This is a genomic window from Paenibacillus jilunlii, assembly GCF_900102965.1.
In the GTDB taxonomy this organism is placed as follows: domain Bacteria; phylum Bacillota; class Bacilli; order Paenibacillales; family Paenibacillaceae; genus Paenibacillus_AQ; species Paenibacillus_AQ jilunlii.
Window position 1 is genome coordinate 100,399 of record NZ_FNGM01000007.1, and the last position, 20,287, is coordinate 120,685.

Below are 20,287 nucleotides of genomic sequence, written 5' to 3' on the forward strand. Positions count from 1 at the left end.
TGGCCACCTTTCTATTGTTGATTCTCCGACTTTGGAAGCTTAACTGTTACGACAGTTCCTCCAGCCTGACGGGGGGCGTAGCTGATTCCATATTGTGAGCCAAAATGCAGCTGCACACGCTGTTTGATATTGCGGATGCCATAACCGCTGACCGGATTGGGGCTTTCGTCATTCAGCACCTGCTCAATGGCCTTGTAATCCACCTGTTTGTACCCATTATCTTCTATAGTAATCAGAATGGTATCGTCCTGTTGAACCGAGGTGATCATGATCTCCCCGTCCTCATCCATATTTTTCACACCGTGGATGATGGCATTTTCGATCAGGGGCTGTAGGGTGATCTTGGGAATAAGATTCGTTTTGGTCTCCGGGGCGATGTTCCAGCTGACCGTGAACACATAGTCATACCGGTGCTGCTGCAGCTTGATATAGGCACTGGCATGTTCCAGCTCCTCCTCCAGCGTAATTAGTTCCCGGCCCCGGCTTAAGCTGATCTTCATCAGCTTCGATAGCTCCTTGATCATTTCCGCGGATTCGATATTGCCTTCCAGCGAGCTTTTCCAATAAATACTCTCCAGGGTGTTATAGAGCAGATGCGGATTGATCTGCTGATAGAGCAGCTGCAGCTGCGATTCCTTCTGCTTCAGCTCCATCTGATATTTGTACATGATGAGACTATTCAGCCTGCGGGCCATATCGTAAGTAGAAGCGATCAGCACACTGACTTCATCGTTGGTCCCTCTTTGCGGTGTCTCCGGAACGCGGTTGCCCGGCTCGTATTTGCGCACAAAAAAAGCCAGCTTCTGCAAAGGAGTCATGAGAGAACGCCAAAAATAAGTGATGATGATCAGTCCGAAAAGCGCGTAAGCAACCGTTATGTATTGAATCACCCGCTTCATTTCCTTCTGCTGCTGGAGCAGTGCATTGACCGGGACCTTGTAGACCAGCTTCTGGGCAAAGGCATGGTTGTTGTTCACGACATAGATGAAGTCATCCGTGATAATGTCCTCGGTCCCTTCGGGATCACCGGTCTCAGCCCCCTCCGGGAGGTCAATAACTTCTCCAGTCGCATTGGTGGTCGAAGCCAGTACCCGGTTGTTCATATCGGTCAAATAGATTTCGCCTTCCGGCAGGGAAATGGATTTCAGCGATTCGCCGATTTTGGACTCCATCTTGGTGACCACCAGCACGCCGATGGTTCCTGCCCCTCTGTAAATGTTGTTGACCGCCCGGACGTAAGTCAGTGTCTTGAGATTCTCGGCCTGCGGGCTCAGCTTCTCTGCAAACATTAAATAACCTCTGCCCTTCTGCTGCACGACCTGGTCAAACCAGTAAGGCTTCTCACCTTTTGAGAAAAAATACACGCCCGCCTTCTTCACCTGGGGAAAATTAGGGGCAAAAAAATAATAATTGTCGGGGTCGTACACGTACAGCGAGTAATAAATCCCGTTGCCCCGTCCGGCGCCCTGCGAGTAGCTGCCCAACAGCTTTTCTATCGTTTCATAGCGCTCTACCCGCTCCATTACAGGCTCGCGGCCGCCGACATGCAGCTGCTGCAGAATCGGATTCTGAATAACGGTGGTGGTAATCTTGTTCACTGTATCTATGTCTCTATTGATAATCGCAAAGTTCTGCTTATTCAGCTCCACATAGGCATTGGTGACATGGCGCTTCAGGATTTCTTCTGCCTTGTAATTGCCGTAGCTGTTCAGGATCAGTATGGGCGAGATCATAATCAGAAACAGCAGAATCAGCTGCTGCTTGACGTTCAGCCTGACGATTGGCTTGAGAAAGGCAGACAACATCTGGATACACCTCCAGTTTCAATAATATAGCAAACGGATAAGCGCTTACATAGGTTTATTTTAATGGAAATGATGTTCATTTATATGTATTTTTTCGGTTAGGGGCGGATTGGAGAGGTAAGGGGGGGGAGTCACTCCGTGGAAGATTTGGACCTCCGCCTTTATAAATCCTTCGGCCACTCCAAGTGGAAAAAGGGCAACTAATTCAGCTCATTTCGCAACTCATGAGGGAATATGGCCCAATTAAGTTCCCTTTTTCCACTTAAAAATCATAATTGTTAATTTTGGGAAGGAATAAGCTCCCTTTATCCAACTAGCACTGCTCAGCTACTTCTTCAACAGGCGCTACTTAGAAAAAGACTATCAAATTTGACTGAAAAAAAAAGGAACTGTCATTAGACAGTCCCCTTGCATGATCATCTATATAGAGTGAACTTAAGATCTTTACATTAGGGACTTCGTCGGGACTACGGAGAATGTTTGGACTTCCGGCAGCTGCCCATCTACAGATTTCTTGATTGTTACCGCTGTTCGCGGTGGAAATCCGCAGACAAAGCATATGCTTACGAAGCCAGCTTTCCTGCGGAAAGCTCTCAGGCGGACGCATTCGCTCCGTAAGTATCCAAACTCCCCTCCATCCCTTTTCCCTTTTGTTAGTTTTTCAAGTTCACTCTATATAGGAACGATGATGTTTCGAACATTTTTAGAAAAGACTTTCCACTACTTCGTATAGCCGTTCAACGCCAGCCAGGACGCGCAGGCCTCTGTCCAGCTTCGGGTGTGCGGCTCCCCGCCGGCCAGGCCAAGCCCATGCTGGCCATGAGCATAGACATGAAGATCGAACGGTATATGATGACGGCTTAACGCAGCAGCAAATTGCAGGCTGTTCTCCACAGGCACCGATCCGTCATCCGAGGTATGCCACAGGAAGGCGGGCGGGGTAGCTTCCGTGACCTGAAGCTCGCTGCTAAGGCGCTTCACCAGCTCCGGATCGGGGTCTGTCCCCAGCTGATTCTCCTTGGAGCCCTGATGGGTCACTCCTTCAGCCATGGATATTACCGGATAACATAGAATCAGCAAATCCGGACGGCAGGACTTCCGTTCCAAAAGCTCTGAAGCTGCCTCGTCCCCCGCATCAAACAAGACACCGGCAGCAGAAGCTAAATGTCCGCCTGCAGAAAATCCCAGGATTCCCAGTCTGTCAGGATCTATCCCATACTCTTCAGCGCGGTAACGGATCGTGCGGAGCGCACGCTGAGCATCCCGCAGCGCATGGGGATATCCATAAGGTGCAACGCGGTATCGCAGCACAAAAGCCGAGATTCCCAGTGTATTCAGCCATTCAGCCACCGGTCCTCCTTCGTGGTCTGCACGCATGCCATACCCGCCGCCCGGACAGACAAGCACAGCGGCGTTCTTGTCACCTTCCAACAGATAAGGCGTAATCGCCGGGCAATCCTCATCGCTTGTTCCCAGCGCGCCAGGCGCCCCTTCCGGCCATAACAATATTGTCTTCATCTTCATCCCTCAAGCTTTCTTCCATTGGATAGAATTATTTCATACAGGAAATCGCTTTCTTTTCCTGCAATAAGTCTACCAAGGTCCTACAATTCATGCAATCCTGCGACGACAATGTCGGCTGCTTCCAGTACCTCCGGCTTGCCGATGCCAACCACCCCCGCATCCCTGCCGCTTTGGCGGCGGCAATTCCCGCTTCCGCATCCTCAAAAACCACACAGTCCGCAGGCTGCAGCCCGAGGCTGCGGCAAGCGGTCTCAAAGACCTCGGGGTCCGGTTTGGCACGGGATACGGTGTTGCCGTCAACAACCGCATCGAACAGCCCGGATAGCTTCAGCTTATCCAGGATGAATACGGCGTTTTTGCTGGCAGAACCCAGAGCAATGCCTACCCCCTGCTCCTTAAGCCTACCGAGATATTCGCGGACGCCAGGCAGCAGTTCTGAATCATCCAGGCGCGAGATATAGTCTACATATAGCCGATTCTTCTGTTCGGCCATCGCCGCCTTCTCCGCTTCATCGATCTCCAGGCCCCGATCCCCAGCAGAATATCAAGTGATCGCATACGGCTAACCCCTTTCAGCCTTTCGTTATGGGCCTCCGTGAATTCGAACCCGAGGTCTGCGGCAAGCGAGCGCCAGGCCAGATAATGATATTTGGCTGTGTCTACAATCACTCCGTCCAAATCAAAGATTGCACCCTTCATATGCTCCAGCATATATATTCTATCCTCTCCATTTATATAAACTTTCTGCCTTTTATCAATGTTCTGCCGCTGCCCGCTCAGCCGAGCGCAGCAGCAGCTGTGTACCCGGTCCGCACAGCTCAGCCGGGCCTCCGAATCCGGCAAAAGCCAGAGCCTCACGGTTGCCCGCTGCCGCTGTAATCACGATTTCATCACGAGTGACACGCAGTCTGTACTGGTCTCCGCGCAGCGTAACCGGCAGTTCAATCGACTGCCAATGCTCCGGCAGCGCCGGCTTCAGGCAGACGGTAGCTCCGTCGAACTGCACCCCTGCGAAGCCAAGCACCGCGGCCATCCACGCCCCGCCATTCGCTGCCGGATGTGTGCCTCCGATATAGAGATCCCCCACATATTGCTTCGATTCTCCGGTAAGATCGACAGTGGCCGTCCGCATAAAATAAGGATAACCCCAATCGGACGAGCCGATCTCGGCAGCCACCAGCGCGTAGATACATGGGCTAAGGTTGGAGCCATGCTCGGTACGCGGTTCATAGAACTCCCAGTTCGCCTGCTTCACTTTCTTAGTAAAAGCTGATTTGAACAGGTTCAGCATCAGCACAACATCCGCCTGCTTCAAGATTCTGGTGGTGGTGGCGAGCCCGTTGCCGCCGCCCCAATATTCATTTTTGTTAATCACCCGTGACCTCAGCTCCGGCAAAGTTACCTCTTCGAGCTGGAAATAACGGTCAAATTGTTCGATCAGGAGCGTATCCGGGTCCGGCTGGGGAAGATACAGCCCTTCCAGCAGAGTCTGGAATTCTGTCAGGAACGGACCTCCTGTAAATTGCCTGTACAATTCGCGGTAAGCTTCCGGGTACCTGCTCTCCAGCAATTGTGCACTGTGCAGGGCAATCTCCAGGATTTCTTTAACCAAGGCATTGGTAAAAGCGTTATTGTTCACGCGCTCGTGATATTCATGCGGACCGGTAACATCCAGAAGCTCATAGCGCTCTTTTACCGGATTGTAATAGGCATAGGAGCAGAAGAAACGCGCACATTCCCAAATGACCTCGGCCCCGCCGTCCAGCAGCAGGCTGTCGTCGCCTGTAAACTGAATGTACTGCCAAATTCCATGCACCACATCCGCACTGATATGGACCTGCTTATCACGGAAATATGTCCGCATTGGGCGGCCCGTAAAGACATCATTCACATTGAAAAGGGTGCAGGCATCATCTCCCGAATCCTGGCTCTCCCAGGCGTAGAACGCCCCAAGATACCCATATTCAGCCGCTTTGCGCCGCGCGCCATCCAGCGTGTGAATCCGGTACATCATCAGATTGCGGGCAACTCCGGGATCACTGTGCAGAAAAAAAGGCAGCATGGACATTTCTGTATCCCAGAATACCGCGCCCTTGTAGACCTGGCCGGATAAGCCCCGGGCCGGGATGGACACCTTTTCCGACACCGTAGGTGCGATGATCATCAGCTGATACATGCTGTACCTTAGTGCAAACTGCGCAGCGTTGTCCCCTGCAATGAGGCAATCGCAGCGGGACCAGCGCTCCTCCCACACTCTGCGGTGAGCCTGCAGCAGATCCCGGTACCCTGCCTCTGCCGCCGCCTGAACCGCTTGCTCTGCCAATACCTCTGGATCACCTTCCATATCCAGACCGGTATATACGGCTGCATATTTGAACCATTCATAGATTTCTCCAGCCTTGGCGTCAAAAGTCATCCTCCGCAGTGTTCCCGCCTTGGAGAGCTTCAGCCCGCCAAATTCAGACACTGACAGCTCAGCTGCAGCAACCGGAAGCCGCAGCTCCCCCGTAGTTGCGGAAGACAGCAGCACCCCATTCTTGAACACTTCCTGCTTATCCTGCAAATGGGGGCCGTTAATATCCCACACTTCACTGTCGATGCCCGTCTCAATCGTGATCCGGCAGTCCGCTGTACACTTAACAGTCTGCCTGCCGGCCAGTAAATGCAGCTCAGCCATACTGGCAAAACGCTCAGCACTGTAAATCAGCTCGCCGCCCTCCGGTATGCGGTAAATTGTCTTTCTCCAGTGAACTGCACTGCGGATATCGAGCTCCTGCTTGTGATCAAGCGGTTCAGTCTCCAGAACACTGAGGCGCTGCCCGTTGCAGACTAATACCGTGTACAACCCGTTGGGAGCATTAACCGGTTCCCGCCACTGCTCTCCGGCCTGATCGTACACCCCTGCGAGCGTCACCGCAGCCAGTTGATCCTTGCCGAACTCCTCCAGGGTGCCGCGATAGCCCATATAGCCATTTCCGGTCATGTACTTGTTGCCGTTTGTTATGATCCGGGCCTTGTCAAAACTTGAATCACGAACGGTCCAGCTCATCATGCCAGCATCCCTTCGCCCAGCGGAAGCACTGTTCCTGCGGCATCCACCTTAATCTCCTGTCCATACACCAGAATGCTTGCTGTTCCGCCTTGCAGAGCTTTGAACCCTACATGCTCACTGTTCACTGTAACGCCCAGCAGCACCCCTTCATACATCACCTGGAAGCTGTAAGAGGTCCAGCGCTGCGGCAGCGTCGGGCGGAAGGAGAGACGTTCGCCGTCTGAACGCATGCCGCCGAAGCCGTACACGATATTCATCCAGGCCGCAGCAATCGAAGTGGTATGCAGGCCTTCGCGGGTGTTCCGGTTGTAATTGTCCAGATCAAGCCGGGTCGCGAACTCGAAGAATTGATAGGCCTCCTCTTCTTTGCCGATCTCACTGGCCAAGATGGAGTGGATTGACGGCGAAAGCGAGGATTCATGAATACATCTCGGCTCGTAATATTCGTAATTGGCCCGCTTGGCTTCCAGGGAGAACTCCCCATTATATAAGAACATAAACATCAGCACATCGGGCTGCTTAATCATGTCATAGCGGTACAGCCGGTCGTAGGACCATTTGGAATACAGGGGAAAATCCGTTACAGGAATGGAATGAATATCGATGTGCGGCAGATCAAAATAACCGTCATGCTCCTCGTACACCCCGCTAGCCGGGTCAAGAGGTATCCGCATATGCTCCGCCTTGCGGCTCCAATCGGTTAATTCCTCTGTCCGGAGCCCTGTCTTCCTGATTAGTTCAGCGTAGGCATCCGGCACCTGTGCCTCCATCCCGGCTAGCATCTCCAGCGTAAATTCGAACATTTTCTTGGCCATAAGGTTAATGTAGCAGTTATTATTCACCATCAGCTGGAATTCGTCAGGAGGATTGCAGAACAAAGCCCGAAAACAGCTTGTTGCCCGTGTTCAGAGTGCCCGCCATCATGGCGGTAACACCGTCTTGTACCCCACTGCGCAGACTTCTCCACATGCCCTGGCCGCGTTCCTCATGGATGCAGCCGAAATCAAGTCCGGTGCATATCTCTACATCTCCCGAGAAATTCAGCGGCTCCAGCACAACCTGCTGCAAGCCCAGATGGGAATCTGTCATACTTACCAGCCGTGTAAAAGTGAGCCTCAGCTTCTTGCCGCTCCCCAGCAGCCAAATGAATTCGCGGCGATAGGTGCCTGTGCGGAAATTCAGCCTGCGGCTGTAATCCGCTATCCGGCAGCGGGCCAGATCCAGCTGTTCACCGTCAACCGTAAGGCGCGTATGCAGCCAGTCCACCGCATTTACCATATAACGCAGCGAACGGATCATTCCCTTGTAATGATTGCCGATCTCCAACTGCTCATGAAGGCCATTGAAGTAGCTGCCAGGCAGGGAATCCCCTCTGTAGCCCTCCTCGGCATAGCCGCGCACCCCCATATACTCGTTGGCTACCGAAAAAATCGATTCCGAGGTCCGGTTCCGCAATGGATCAAAACCTTCCTCGATAACAGCCCAGGGATCAACCTGCAGATATTTGTCTGCTACTTTTGCCATGTATGAACTCTCCTTCTCCTGAGTTGTGTCCTCCGGCTGTGTGAATCAGAAACCGTGGGACGCTCACTTCCAGCGTAGCTCCCAGGAGAAAGAAGGCCAATGTCAGCCGATAACAGAGTTATGTGCATTTTTACGGAGTTGAAAGAAACCTGCAGATTGCGTTATGATCAAAAAAGACTTTGATCCCGATTTCAGGCCAAAATCATATTAAATCTCACACCTTTGAAGTGAAAATTATCACAATGTTAAAAATTCGACACTTTTTCGGGAAAATATTCACCCATAAAGAGGAATTTCAATGTATAATTAATTTAAAATTTACTGAAAAACTGAGGGAATAAAGGGGATGTCGATTATGATAAAGGAACATTATAATGTTATCGAAGCCCACGGAAATACAAACTGTTTCTCCGAACAGAACTTTAACCGGCTTCTGGTTACAATGAAAGAGCGTATGGTGCCAGAAGGCTCTCACCTGTTTTGGGAGGGCGACTACTCGGATAAATTGTTTTATATCAAACGTGGACGTGTGAAATTAACCAAATCTACCGACGAAGGCAAAGAACTCATTCTGTATATGTATCAGGCAGGCGACATGGTAGGTCAGGCAGACCCTTTTTTCAGCACCAAGCACAGCTTTACCGCCGAAGTAATTGAAGAAAGTGAAGTGGGCGTTATCGAGCAGAAGGATCTGGAGATTCTGATCTGCCAGCATTGCGATTTTGCCATTGATTTTATGAAATGGATGGGTATCCACCACCGTCTCACACAGACCAAATTCCGTGATCTGATGATGTATGGCAAGCCTGGCGCACTGTGCTCCACGCTGATCCGGCTGGGCAATACCTATGGCGAGAAGAGCGGGGACAGCATTCTGATCAACAAAAAGATTACGCATACGGATCTCTCCAACATGATCGGTGCTACCCGTGAGAGCGTCAACCGGATGCTGAGCGATCTGCGTAAAAAAGATGCTGTGGAATATGAGAACGGCATGATTGTCATCAAGGATCTTTCGATGCTCCAGGACATCTGCCACTGTGAATTGTGTCCGAACGAAATTTGCCGCATTTAATTTCCTAATACTAATACCCTCTATTCTCCTCAATGAATCATATATGACCCGTAATTATTGCATAACTAATAGAGTGGTCAAAGGCGCCTTGTCGGGCGTCTTTTTTTATGTAAATATCACGGGCTGCTCTATTCTCAGTGTTCGGACAAGTCCCCCGCAGCGCTCATGCCAAAAAAGCCCTGCAGTCATTCGACCACAGGGCTCTGCTAAAGAGCTAGCTTACTTGTTTTTTGGTCCCGGTGATAACGCCTGGCCGTGCGGCCCGCACCGGAGAAATCAGCCAATAGGCCATGCCGACAAACACGCCCCCGCCAATAATATTGCCTAAGGTAACAGGAATCATATTATGAAACCATCCAGCCAGACTGACCGTTTCCGGATGGTTAGGCAGCAGCACCGCTACGCTAAGCAGCGTCATATTGGCTACACTGTGCTCATAGCCGCTCGCGATGAAGGCGAACAGACACCACCAGATCAGCACCAGCTTGGCAGTTTCGCTTTTGGCACGCGAGGCCATCCATAGTGCCAGGCAGACCAGCCAGTTACAGAGAATACCGCGGAAGAACAGCTCAGAGAAGGGCAAGCTCATTTTTTTGGCGGCTGCGGTGAAGATCAGATGTTCCGCCGGAGCAGCGCTAAACAATCCCGTGCCCCGGATTAGCAGAGCCAGAACCACGGCACCAGCTACATTTCCGATAAAGACGATGATCCAATTCTTCACCGTATCCCACACGCTGGTCCGTCCGGCAAGGGTGCTTACGGTGAAAAACATATTGTTTCCGGTGAACAGCTCTGAGCCGGCGAAGACGACCAGCGTCAGGGCAATCCCGAAGGACGTCCCCATAATCAGCGGCTGAAAAGGTGATTTAACCGCCGCCAGCGGTGCTCCCAGCGAAAAAATCAGAATAATACCAATACCTACATATGCTCCGGCCAACAATGCGGCAAGAAAATACTTCGGCAGACTTTCATTCATTTTGTCACGTTTGGATGCTGCCGTCTCTACGATATTTTCCACACTTTGTGTAAACACCCGTCCACCCCGCCATTCCTCATTAAAATTGATGATGCCAGCCTACAAGCTAACCGTTACACTATCTCCGTCCAGGACTACCGGGTAAACCTTCACCTTGCCGTGATCCGGGGTCTGCACTTCGCCGCTGCGCAGATCGATCTTCCAGTCATACAGCGGATCATACAGGTAGCAGCCGGAGACGATCCCCTCGGCCAGCGGACCGCCTTTGGGGTGCGGACTGCGGTTCTCTATAGCATGAATCTCTCCGTCAGAGGTGCGGAATATTGCCAGCTCCACCCCTCCCGCAACGACAACCCGGCCAATCTGCAGCAGGAAGTCCTGCACTTTGCCTACAGCATATTCTTGTGTCGCAGTTTTCATCGTGCTCTCTCCTCTTTAAGTCAGTATGGGTCAGACTCTGGTCTGCTCAAACAATGCGGTACGTGTCTCTTGGTCATCCAGCATTTTTTTCCATGGATCAGAAACCTGTGCCAGGGCAAAATCAATCCGGGCCGCCAGCTCCTTGCGGTTGTCTTCATTGTCCAGAATCACCTGCTGTATCTGTTCAAGCCCTATGCGTTCCACCCACTCAGAAGTCCGCTCCAGATAGTTGCCAGTCTCACGGTAATACTGCATAACTGCGGAGCAAACCTCAATCAGCTCTTCATCGGTTTTCACTTTGCAGAAGGAGTCCGCGATCCGCGGCTTGATTCCGCCGTTACCGCCAATAAAGATCTCCCAGCCGCCATCGTTGCCGACGATACCGATATCCTTTGTGCAGGATTCCGCACAGTTGCGCGGGCAGCCATTAACCGCCATTTTGAACTTGGCCGGAAAATCAAGACGTTCGTATTTGCGCTCCAGCAGCGCCCCCATACCCATAGAATCCTGAGTGCCAAACCGGCAGAACTGGGAACCTACACAGGTTTTTACGGTACGGAGCGATTTCGCATAGGCATAACCCGATGGCATATCAAGCTCTTCCCATACTTTAGGCACATCCTCTTTTTTGACCCCAATCAGGTCCAGACGCTGTCCGCCGGTTACCTTCACTACTTTTACATCATATTTCAAGGAGACATCGGCAATCCGCTTTAAATCCTCCGGTGTAGTTACCCCGCCATACATGCGCGGCACAACCGTAAAGGTGCCATCCTTCTGAATATTCGCACTCATCCGTTCATTGACGAAGCGCGATTCCTTCTCATCCTCATGTGTATCCGGGTAGAGCATACCCAGATAATAGTTCACGGCCGGACGGCATTTCGAGCAGCCCTCAGCTTGCTTCCAGCCCAGTACATTCATGACCTCTTTGGTCGTTTTCAGGCCTTTTGCGGTGATTTCGGCTACAATTTCGTCCCGGCTCAAGGTGGTGCAGCCGCAGATTCCCTGCTTGGCGCTCTGCTGGAAGCTGTCCCCAAGGACAAACTGCAGGATCTGCTCAACAACAGGCTTACAGCCGCCGCAGGAACGGGTAGCTCCGGTGCAGGCTTTGATCTCATCCACAGTCGTGAAGCCATTCTCCGTAACGGCATCGACAATGGCTTTTTTGGTCACGCCGTTGCAGCCGCAGACAATCTCTTCATCCGCCATCGTCTCTACCGACATGCCCTTCTTCGCACTGCCTCCGCCGCAGCAGCCGGTGCCCATAACCTCGCTGTAAATCTCGTCGGTCATCTCCGCACCCTGCTTCACCAGCTTCTGCAGATTGGCCGATTCCGTGACATCACCGAACAGCACTGCACCGACGATAATGTTATTTTTGAGCAAAATCTTCTTGTAGGTCCGCTTCCATTCATCCTTGGCCGAGATGACCGTATGCTCAGCGGTTTCCGTGAACTCACCGGCTGAGAAAACATCTACTCCGGAGATTTTCAGCTTGGTGGCTACAACTGAACCTTCATAAGGCTGAGTCTGTACACCGCAGAGGTGCTTCGCAAGCACACTTCCCTGCTCGAACAGCGGTGCTACCAGACCGTAGCAGATACCTCTGTGCTCCGTACATTCGCCAACGGAATATACACCCGGCATCGAGGTTTGCAGATAATCATCGACTACAATCCCGCGGTTAACCGTAATGCCGCTCTCTTGGGCCAGCAGCGTGTTAGGCTTAATCCCAACGGCCATAACGACAAAATCCGCTGCCAGTTCCGTTCCGTCACTAAAACGCAGTCCGTTAACACGTTCGTCCCCGGTCAGTTCAATTGTCTGTTTGCCCATAGCAAATTTCACGCCCTGGCGCGCAAGCTCCGCCTGAAGCATAGAGGAAGCATTGTGGTCCAGCTGCCGTTCCATCAGATCCTCCAGCAGATGCACGACCGTAACATCCATGCCAAGGTTCACAAGTCCTTTTGCCGCTTCCAGCCCCAACAGTCCGCCGCCGATAACCGCCGCTGTACGGTACTGCTTGGCAGCTGCAATCATGGCATCGCAATCCGCGATATCACGGAAGCCTACTACGCCTTCTTTGTCGCTGCCCGGTACAGGCAGAATGAACGAATTCGAGCCTGTAGCAATGATGGCCTTGTCATATGGAACCGACATCCCGTTATCTGTGATAATCTGCCGCGCCGCTTCATCAATCCGGATCACGGTCGTTCCTGTGTGCAGCGTGATATTGTGATCCGCATACCACTGGCGGTCATTCAGCACGATCTCCTCTATCGTTTTACTTCCTTCAAGCACATAGGACAGCATAATCCGATTGTAATTGGGATGCGGCTCACTGCCGAATACAGTAATATCATAAGCGCCGCCGAGCTTCAAAATCTGCTCTATCGTACCTACACCTGCCATACCGTTACCAATGAGTACTAGCTTTTCTCTCTCCACTGTCATTGTTGTGCCCTCCTTAAACCATCTGCATTTCATCACAACACACCTGATAGTGAAATTATACTGTTGATTTTCGAAAAGACTTTGTGATTGCAATCACATTAAATGTGAAGACTTTCACATAATTCAGTAGGTTAACCGTTAAGCCTTTTGGACAAAAAAATGCCAGATTCCCAAGCATAGGAGCAAAAGAAATCCGGCGCTATCCTCCTCAACTAACGCAGCACAAGTGCTACCTCCAAGGTATCCTGGGGTCTAAGCTTCATGTCGATTCCACTGTCCAGCAGCTGCTTGCCGTTGACCTTCAGCGTCCATGCCTCATTGCTGAGCGGCTTGTAATCCATAACGCTTATCACTGTCTTATTATCCTCGGCCAATAAAACCATACCGCTGCTCTTCAGCACACCCCGGACGGACAAATCCTCGGAATACGGCAGCACATACGAATGAGTCATTTCCGGCTGCTCGCTTCCGCCATTCACGGTAAAAATGACCGGCTGCTGCTCGGCCCCGGCTGCCGCAGGTTCTGCCGCAATAAGTATGCTGTCGCTGCGGTCAACACCGCTGTTCCAATCCGTTATTTTTTTGCCGTTCAATTGTATTTCCCAAATCCACTCAGGACTCAGAGATACTTTGTTGACCGTCAACAGACTGTACCCGTCTTCCGCAAATGTGGCTACCCCACTCTTCTTAAGCAGTTCAATCAGCGGTATGCCGTCCTTAAAGGCCTCGCTTACTTGTCCCCCCGAGCTTCCGGCCAGCTCGCTGTCACCGGCACGCACCGAAAACGCAGGTCCTGCATTTCCGGCTCCGCCGTTGTTCCCTTCGGTCTGGGCGCCAATAACCGAAGAGCAGCCGCCCGTTATTGCAATTATTAATATTCCCAGCCAAATGCGCCACACCCATTTCGCGGACATTTCCGGCACCGCCTTCTTCCGCCCGCTCTCAGTCTCCGCTGCTGCTCAGGCATGTCTTGATGATGTACATAGTCTTTTTAAGAATAACGTAAACGGGTGCCATTCTCAAATCTTCCTGCCGCCATTCCTAAATATATGAAGCCTCATATTTAAAAAAAGTCCCCTAAGGGACTTGTGGATTGCTCAAGGTTCTATTGGTAACGCAGGAACAGGATATTATTCTCCAGATGGACATGCTCAAAGGTCATTCCCTCCAGCTCTTCAAGCCGGGCATAGGTGAGACGATAGGTGGTGCAGGCGTGCTCCGGCGGTGTGTAATCATTGGTAACTCTCCGCAGCTCGCGCAAAATATCGCCCGCCCCGTCATGCTCCGCTTCCAGCGTACGCAGAAGTCCACGCAGCTCAGTCAGGCTGTCCTCTGTAGGATTCTTCTCATAATCCAGCATTTTGGGGAACTCGCTTTCTTCTTCCTTGGCCGTATGCTCCAGCAATTCCTCCCGCAGCGTATGGAACAGCCGGTGCACTTCCGCCAAATGCGGGGAATCCTCACCGTGTACGCGGAAGACCTTGGTCACATTCTGGGCAATCAGCGGGAGCTCCTCGCGCAAATATCTGTGATGCTTATTGATAATGTATTCGACCAGCTCTTCTGACGAAGCTTCATTCCAAGCCGTATCTTCTTCCAGCACCGGATGTTCGGCCCGCAGCTTGTTCAGATCCTCGAGCACTGCTCCCGTATCAAGCCCTTTTTCTGCTGCAGCCTCTGCCAAAGGTTTTGCGCCTCCGCAGCAGAAATCGATCCGCTGCGCCTTGAAATAATCCGCCGCTTTGGGGAATTGAAGGACGATATCTCTAACCATCGCTTCACCGGAAAAATGGACGGAGCCCTCCGTCACTGTATTGTTAAATTGTTTGGCCGTCATGCTGGCCCCTCCCTTACGTTGTTGGTTTAGGTTTTCTTTTTACCCTCTTACCTTAACGCTGGCGGAAGTGGCTGCTTGTGATTGTACGCACTAAATATAAAAAATTTTAATGAACGTCAGAAACTCAAGCATAATTTAGTAAGATAAGTTCAACGATTATATCTTCTCTACATCCGCACATGTAAAATATATTTGACATTATGAATGGTATATATTACATTTTAATCGAGGTGATGGGATGGGGAAAAATTTAAGGCTGAAGGCCGCCAGAGCGGCAAAAGATATGTCGCAGAAGCAGCTGGCAGATGCTGTGGGAGTTACCAGACAGACAATTATTGCTATCGAGAACGGTGACTACAATCCCACGATCAGATTGTGCATTGATATTTGCTTAACCTTGGGCAAGACGCTGGATCAACTTTTTTGGGAGGGTGCTGAGCATGGGGAGAACTAATCTGGACGAAAGACAATTGCAAAAAAAGCACAAGGCGGGGAATCAGGCGTTTATCCTGCTGGCCTTCCTGCTGCTCGCGGATATGGGTCTGCAAAATTACGGAATTCATTGGCTTGAATATCCCCTGAGCAACTACGTTATTTTTCTTGTTGGTGTGGGTTCTTACCTGGTGCGGATCATCTGGAACGGTTCCTATGTAGGGCCGGGCAGCGGGAATCTGACGGCTAATGGCAGAAGCATATTGGGTGCCGTTCTGGCCATTCTTGTCGCATTATGCGTCATCACCGCCGCCTGGATGGGCTCATCCGGAAAAACATCTGGCGGCACCGGACCGGCCATTCTGATGATTTTTACAGCTGTTGGACTGGTTATCCTGGGTACGGTGTTCTGGATCAGATGCAGAAACAACCGGGAGGATGCTTAATATTCCGATTGCCCTGATTTTAGCCCGGCACTGTACAACTTATCCTTTGCAGCTTTCATGACGTATCCGCTAAGCACAACAAATACACAACAAAAAACACCCCTTAATCGAGGTGTTTTCTTGACGATATTCCCTTGCTCATGGCTCTATTTCACATTTGCCCGCATATACGTCCGCTTGCCCTGCGCATCCTTCAAATAAGGACCCAGCCCGGCAAAACGCGAGTGGTCGACATAGACGCCAGTCATCCAGCGGCCTTCGGTCAGGCCTCCGTTCCACTGCAGCACCAGATCGGGAGCAGCGATCCACTCCTGATACACCCGGATGTTCGCTTCCTGGTATTCTTTGCAGCGCTTGCCGTTTTCAATCAGGCGCTGTTTGGTCAGATAGGTAGGTACGAAGTATGTGGAGATCGTATCCAGATCGGCCTCATCCAGAAAAGCCTCCTCACCCAGATAGGGCTGGAAGAGCACGGTATTTTCATACATCGACCAAATCACTGCCTGCAGCACCATGCTCTGCCGGATGCCATTATGATAGGTGAATCTGCGCTGCTGCCCAGAGGATGGAAAAGCCGGACCTGCCGAAGGCTCCAGGCAATGACGCTCACAACCGATACATTTCCAGCCCGCCTGGCTCTGAATCCATTTTTGAAAAACACTGCCGCTATCGTTATCCCCTTTATATAAGGAAGAGATGATCTCATAAGGTACCCCAATCCAGTCGTTCCACAAGGAATCGGGAAGGTGGCTGTGAAGCATGAACAGCACTTTGTCGTAAATTAGCTGCACCCTGATTGAAGCACTCTCCAGTTCGGCAACATCTTTTTTTCCATAGGTTATTTCCCGGGAAAACAAGGTGGTTGTCATCTTCCTCGCCTCCTAAAAGTTTTGTTGGCATTAGCCTGAAAATGATATACTTTTTCTGTTAACGTTGCCATATTCAACTATATCAGAATTTTACATGTGCATGTGCCATACGACAGAGATAGGCGGCAACTTTTTTCTATTATATTATATTCTGACATGTTATGTGCATTTTTATTTTGCGGCAGTTTGAAAAAAGCCCCGCTCTCCATCCGGAAAGGGGGCTATCTACAGGACATTTAAGCGGGTGCTATTCGACCCAGCTCTCCGCCCATGACTGAATTTGCTGCATAACCGGCTCAAGCGCGCGGCCTTTAGTTGTTAGTTCATACTCGATGCGTACGGGTGTTTCCGGGTACACATGGCGTACCAGAATTCCTTCACACTCCAGGTCCTTCATTCGTTCGGACAACATCTTATCGCTCATCGACGGGATTAGACCGGAAATATCCTTGAACCGTTTGGGTCCGCTCATCAATGTCTGAATAATAAGTCCATTCCAACGTTTACCTAAGAAGGAGAAGGCCGATTCGAATCGAGGGCACATCGTCAATTGATGTTCTTCCATTATTCTCACCTCTCACTTTCGAAACTTACTATAAGTTAGTATATATAATTTTAACACATTTATAACCTAATGAACATCGTTTGGCAAAAAAAAGTTCAATCCTCTAAGTCTTGCCGCAGTTTCCTCCCCGCTATCGCCTCAGACACAACATATGCGAGGTCATCATTGCTGTACAGGGACAGCACCCCAAGCACGGTATCGTCGGAAATAAATCCCGCTTCATCCATGGGCACAGTCAGTGACAGCGCATGGCTCAGCGCCGCATTTCCTTCCTGCTGCGGATAGGCCTGAAGATACAGGGCATGCGGGTCCAGCTTGTTGTTCACACACCACTGGGCAAAAACCAGGATCATCATTTCCTCATCCCGCTTGTAGCTCTCGATGATTTGTTCTTCCGTGGATTTGCGGTAATCATCCATGTTGTTCCCTCCTTTCTGCTCCTTCATCAATCGGCTAATTTCGCCGCCAGCTCATGGCTGGACAGGACGGCTGAAGCGGATATGCCGCATTGCAATGGTGCCTCCATGCTGTTCAAAAAATGATGCACCACACCACTGAAGCCCCTGCGTTCAAGCACGGTATCCCAGCTCCCGGAATGCTGTATGCGCGGCAGTGAGCCTTTCTCGTACAGCGTTGCCCGCTCCATGTCCACAACCTCTACAGACCTGCCATTGCCGTGCAGCTCCAGCTTCTCCAGGTCTGCACCCGCATCCCGTACCATGCTGTACATACCGGTCGCCCCCTGATTCCAGCCCAGCATCCCGGAAGCTTGCAGCAGCCGGCCGGTCTCGTCAGCCTTCAGACTGCTGTGCAGCAGTCCGGCATCTCCCCCGCATAACCAGAGCAGCAGATCCAGCATATGGATCAGATCGTCATGGACGGTCTCACGGCTGGAGCCGGATTGCAGCCTGGTCCGGTGCTTGAACGCCTGGCAGGCGCTGATGCCGCCTGTTGTATCCAGCCAGGCTTTGGCGTCCGTATACATGGGCGCGTAGCGGCGGTTGAAGCCCACACCCAGCAGCAGCCCCTTCTCTTCAGCGAAGCCGGCCATCCGGCGGGATTCTTCCAGATCATAGGACAGCGGCTTGTCCACATATACCGATATTCCATGATTTAAACATTTCATAACAATATCATAATGTGTGGGGGTTGGGCTATGCACAAATACCGCATCCGGCCCCCAGGACAGCAGCTCATTCAGATCCGTAGTGCCTCTGGGAAAACGGTAAGAATGGACAACCCCCTGCACGGTGGACGGCGAATGGCTGAGCACCCCTACCACTTCTACCTGATCATGGCGGGAAAGCAGCGGCAGATAGACTTTGCGGGCGATGTCGCCGAGGCCAACCATTGCCACCTTTGTGCGTCCGGTAATTTTCATAAGCATATCTCCCTTGATTGCGTGTAGTTCCTTTTCCTTTTAGACGTATTATACCGTGACAAGCCGCGGCAACAAATGATCTTTGCTTCATTAAAAGCATTTTTTTCAGTATGATGAGATGAATGAAGGACAGAAAGGGCATAGTAGAATGAGAAAATGGCTGACGGTATTGCTGTATGTTTCGGGGATTTTCCTCGCGTTTATCTACAGGTATGACATCCTGGCCTGGCTGCGGCAGGACCATAATGTCTTTCTGGGCCTCGGTGCCGCCACTTTACTGGCGCTGTTCCCTGTGGTGCCTTATAAGCTGATTATCGGGATATACGGTTATGCCTATGGAAGTCTGACCGCTGCCGTGATTTGCTGGAGTGCCTCCACCCTGGCCGGGGCGATGATCTATGGTATTGTTAAATACATGTTCCAGGCAAAAGCCGGCAAATATCTGACTTCTGTACCTGCCCTGGGCAAGTTTACATCCGCCGTGCAGCGGAGGCCGTTTGCCGCTGTGGTCCTGGCCCGGCTGGCTCCTGTCATCCCGCAGATGGCGGTTAACATTTACGCGGGGGCTGCCGGTTTACCCTTTTGGAGCTATCTCACCGCATCCGGACTCGGCAAAATCCCCGGCATCGCCTTATATGCTTTTCTCGGAGGCCAGCTCTTCGACCATCCTCGGACCGGCCTGATGGCTATCCTTATATATGTGGTTGTGCTCGCTCTGGCTGTATTAGCGCTCCGCCCGCGGTCGCTTTGGACCAAGGATTGACGAAATAGCCTGGAATGGCGGCCTGGTGGCAGGCTGCACCTTTTTGTTTTATAATCACATTGTGATCTATTTAATTGCAATCTATGAATGGAGGGATATTCATGAGTGATATTCAAGCTGACAATATACGCAGTAAAACAGAAAAAGCTACATTTGCCGGGGGCTGCTTCTGGTGCATGGTATCTCCTTTTGAAGAATTGCCGGGGATTGTCGAGATCGTATCCGGGTATACCGGCGGACATACCGTTAACCCGACCTATGAGGAAGTCTGCTCAGAAACTACGGGACATGTGGAAGCGGTGCAGATCACCTTTAATCCCGATATTTTCCCATATACCAAGCTGCTGGAGCTGTTCTGGCAGCAGATCGACCCTACCGATGCCGGCGGACAATTCTATGACCGTGGAACTTCATACGGCACCGCCATCTTCACCCACTCCGAAGAGCAGCGGCAGCAGGCGGAAGCCTCCAAGGCGGCGTTGCAGGCCAGCGGACGTTTCTCCGCTCCGATTGTGACGCCGATTCTGCCGGCCAAGCCGTTTTACCGTGCGGAAGAGTACCACCAGGGTTACCATCACAAGAATCCCGGCCACTATAAACGGTACCGCCAGGGCTCCGGCCGGGACGCCTTTATTGAGGAGCATTGGAAGCACAAGGAAGATAAAGCTAGTCTGAAGGAGCGGCTGACTCCGCTGCAATTTGAAGTCACTCAGAACAATGCAACCGAATCCCCTTTCCGCAACGAGTTCTGGGATCATCACGGGGATGGCATCTATGTGGACATTGTATCCGGAGAGCCGCTGTTCAGCTCCCAGGACAAATTCGATTCCGGCTGCGGCTGGCCCAGCTTCACCCGTCCGATCCGTGACTATTCGGTCAAAGAGAAAACCGATCTCAGCCATCTGATGATCCGCACCGAAGTCCGCAGCAAAACAGCCGATTCCCATCTCGGGCATGTCTTCAACGACGGTCCCGGTCCGAATGGCCTGCGTTACTGCATTAATTCAGCGGCATTGCGTTTTGTTCCAAAAGAAGATCTGGAAAAAGAAGGCTACGGTGAGTACCGCGCACTGTTCCAACAGGCGTAACGAACCGGTGTGGCCGGCATTTCTGCCGTCGTTTCCGGGCAAAGCAGCCTTCGGCGCTTTAACAACGGCATTT

At 51.5% G+C, this 20,287-nt stretch carries 19 protein-coding genes and 1 pseudogene; 5 read left to right on the forward strand and 15 right to left on the reverse strand.

What is annotated here, in order from left to right; all coding sequences use genetic code 11:
• Nucleotides 1-11: 11 nt before the first annotated feature.
• From BLQ82_RS13985 to BLQ82_RS32645, 6 genes and pseudogenes are all read right to left on the reverse strand, one after another.
• Nucleotides 12-1,805, reverse strand: coding sequence for a cache domain-containing sensor histidine kinase (locus BLQ82_RS13985; RefSeq protein WP_062527628.1), 1,794 nt, complete (start codon nucleotides 1,803-1,805; stop codon nucleotides 12-14).
• 720 nt (nucleotides 1,806-2,525) lie between these two features.
• Nucleotides 2,526-3,323, reverse strand: a complete 798-nt coding sequence (locus BLQ82_RS13990) for an alpha/beta hydrolase (RefSeq protein WP_062527838.1) — start codon at nucleotides 3,321-3,323, stop codon at nucleotides 2,526-2,528.
• A gap of 86 nt (nucleotides 3,324-3,409) precedes the next feature.
• A pseudogene (gene pgmB, locus BLQ82_RS13995) lies at nucleotides 3,410-4,040 on the reverse strand (beta-phosphoglucomutase).
• A gap of 43 nt (nucleotides 4,041-4,083) precedes the next feature.
• The gene (locus BLQ82_RS14000) at nucleotides 4,084-6,381 is read right to left on the reverse strand and encodes a glycosyl hydrolase family 65 domain-containing protein (RefSeq protein WP_244280784.1); all 2,298 of its coding nucleotides are present in this window, start codon (nucleotides 6,379-6,381) and stop codon (nucleotides 4,084-4,086) included.
• Entirely contained in the window at nucleotides 6,378-7,226 is an 849-nt protein-coding gene (locus tag BLQ82_RS32640; RefSeq protein ID WP_244280785.1) for a glycosyl hydrolase family 65 domain-containing protein, read from the reverse strand. The genes BLQ82_RS14000 and BLQ82_RS32640 overlap by 4 nt, the downstream gene beginning before the upstream one ends.
• Before the next feature lie 13 nt (nucleotides 7,227-7,239).
• On the reverse strand, nucleotides 7,240-7,905 hold the full coding sequence (locus tag BLQ82_RS32645; protein WP_062527623.1) for a glycoside hydrolase family 65 protein: 666 nt from the start codon (nucleotides 7,903-7,905) through the stop codon (nucleotides 7,240-7,242).
• A gap of 355 nt (nucleotides 7,906-8,260) precedes the next feature.
• On the opposite strand from BLQ82_RS32645, the gene BLQ82_RS14010 reads away from it, so the two are divergent.
• Nucleotides 8,261-8,980, forward strand: a complete 720-nt coding sequence (locus tag BLQ82_RS14010; RefSeq protein WP_269847273.1) for a Crp/Fnr family transcriptional regulator — start codon at nucleotides 8,261-8,263, stop codon at nucleotides 8,978-8,980.
• 214 nt (nucleotides 8,981-9,194) lie between these two features.
• Here BLQ82_RS14010 and BLQ82_RS14015 read toward each other — a convergent pair whose 3' ends face one another.
• From BLQ82_RS14015 to ric, 5 genes are all read right to left on the reverse strand, one after another.
• Nucleotides 9,195-10,013: a formate/nitrite transporter family protein gene (locus BLQ82_RS14015; RefSeq protein ID WP_062527621.1), complete on the reverse strand. Its 819-nt coding sequence runs from the start codon at nucleotides 10,011-10,013 to the stop codon at nucleotides 9,195-9,197.
• A gap of 42 nt (nucleotides 10,014-10,055) precedes the next feature.
• A complete protein-coding gene (gene nirD, locus BLQ82_RS14020) occupies nucleotides 10,056-10,376 on the reverse strand; it encodes a nitrite reductase small subunit NirD (protein ID WP_062527619.1) in 321 nt (106 codons plus the stop codon).
• 30 nt (nucleotides 10,377-10,406) lie between these two features.
• A complete protein-coding gene (gene nirB / locus BLQ82_RS14025) occupies nucleotides 10,407-12,833 on the reverse strand; it encodes a nitrite reductase large subunit NirB (RefSeq protein ID WP_062527617.1) in 2,427 nt (808 codons plus the stop codon).
• A 212-nt stretch (nucleotides 12,834-13,045) separates the two neighbouring features.
• Nucleotides 13,046-13,747 carry a hypothetical protein gene (locus BLQ82_RS14030; protein ID WP_062527615.1) on the reverse strand — a complete coding sequence of 234 codons (702 nt, stop codon included), beginning with the start codon at nucleotides 13,745-13,747 and terminating at the stop codon, nucleotides 13,046-13,048.
• A gap of 191 nt (nucleotides 13,748-13,938) precedes the next feature.
• Nucleotides 13,939-14,670: an iron-sulfur cluster repair di-iron protein gene (gene ric, locus BLQ82_RS14035; protein ID WP_062527614.1), complete on the reverse strand. Its 732-nt coding sequence runs from the start codon at nucleotides 14,668-14,670 to the stop codon at nucleotides 13,939-13,941.
• A gap of 238 nt (nucleotides 14,671-14,908) precedes the next feature.
• Here ric and BLQ82_RS14040 point away from each other — a divergent pair, with 238 nt between their 5' ends.
• Both BLQ82_RS14040 and BLQ82_RS14045 read left to right on the forward strand, forming a co-directional pair.
• The gene (locus tag BLQ82_RS14040) at nucleotides 14,909-15,124 is read left to right on the forward strand and encodes a helix-turn-helix transcriptional regulator (RefSeq protein WP_062527612.1); all 216 of its coding nucleotides are present in this window, start codon (nucleotides 14,909-14,911) and stop codon (nucleotides 15,122-15,124) included.
• Entirely contained in the window at nucleotides 15,111-15,548 is a 438-nt protein-coding gene (locus BLQ82_RS14045; protein WP_062527610.1) for a DUF6773 family protein, read from the forward strand. Before BLQ82_RS14040 ends, BLQ82_RS14045 begins: the two co-directional genes overlap by 14 nt.
• 146 nt (nucleotides 15,549-15,694) lie before the next feature.
• Here BLQ82_RS14045 and BLQ82_RS14050 read toward each other — a convergent pair whose 3' ends face one another.
• The 4 genes from BLQ82_RS14050 to BLQ82_RS14065 form a co-directional block, all read right to left on the reverse strand.
• Entirely contained in the window at nucleotides 15,695-16,417 is a 723-nt protein-coding gene (locus BLQ82_RS14050; RefSeq protein ID WP_062527608.1) for a hypothetical protein, read from the reverse strand.
• Nucleotides 16,418-16,664: 247 nt separating this feature from the next.
• The gene (locus BLQ82_RS14055) at nucleotides 16,665-16,982 is read right to left on the reverse strand and encodes a winged helix-turn-helix transcriptional regulator (protein WP_025702950.1); all 318 of its coding nucleotides are present in this window, start codon (nucleotides 16,980-16,982) and stop codon (nucleotides 16,665-16,667) included.
• 95 nt (nucleotides 16,983-17,077) lie between these two features.
• Nucleotides 17,078-17,401: a hypothetical protein gene (locus BLQ82_RS14060; protein ID WP_062527606.1), complete on the reverse strand. Its 324-nt coding sequence runs from the start codon at nucleotides 17,399-17,401 to the stop codon at nucleotides 17,078-17,080.
• 26 nt (nucleotides 17,402-17,427) lie between these two features.
• The gene (locus BLQ82_RS14065; RefSeq protein WP_062527604.1) at nucleotides 17,428-18,363 is read right to left on the reverse strand and encodes a Gfo/Idh/MocA family protein; all 936 of its coding nucleotides are present in this window, start codon (nucleotides 18,361-18,363) and stop codon (nucleotides 17,428-17,430) included.
• Nucleotides 18,364-18,511: 148 nt separating this feature from the next.
• Between BLQ82_RS14065 and BLQ82_RS14070 the strand changes: the two genes are divergently transcribed.
• Nucleotides 18,512-19,126 (forward strand): TVP38/TMEM64 family protein, encoded by a 615-nt coding sequence (locus tag BLQ82_RS14070; RefSeq protein ID WP_062527602.1) that lies wholly within the window; start codon nucleotides 18,512-18,514, stop codon nucleotides 19,124-19,126.
• A 101-nt stretch (nucleotides 19,127-19,227) separates the two neighbouring features.
• On the forward strand, nucleotides 19,228-20,214 hold the full coding sequence (gene msrB, locus BLQ82_RS14075) for a peptide-methionine (R)-S-oxide reductase MsrB (RefSeq protein WP_062527600.1): 987 nt from the start codon (nucleotides 19,228-19,230) through the stop codon (nucleotides 20,212-20,214).
• Nucleotides 20,215-20,287 lie beyond the last annotated feature (73 nt).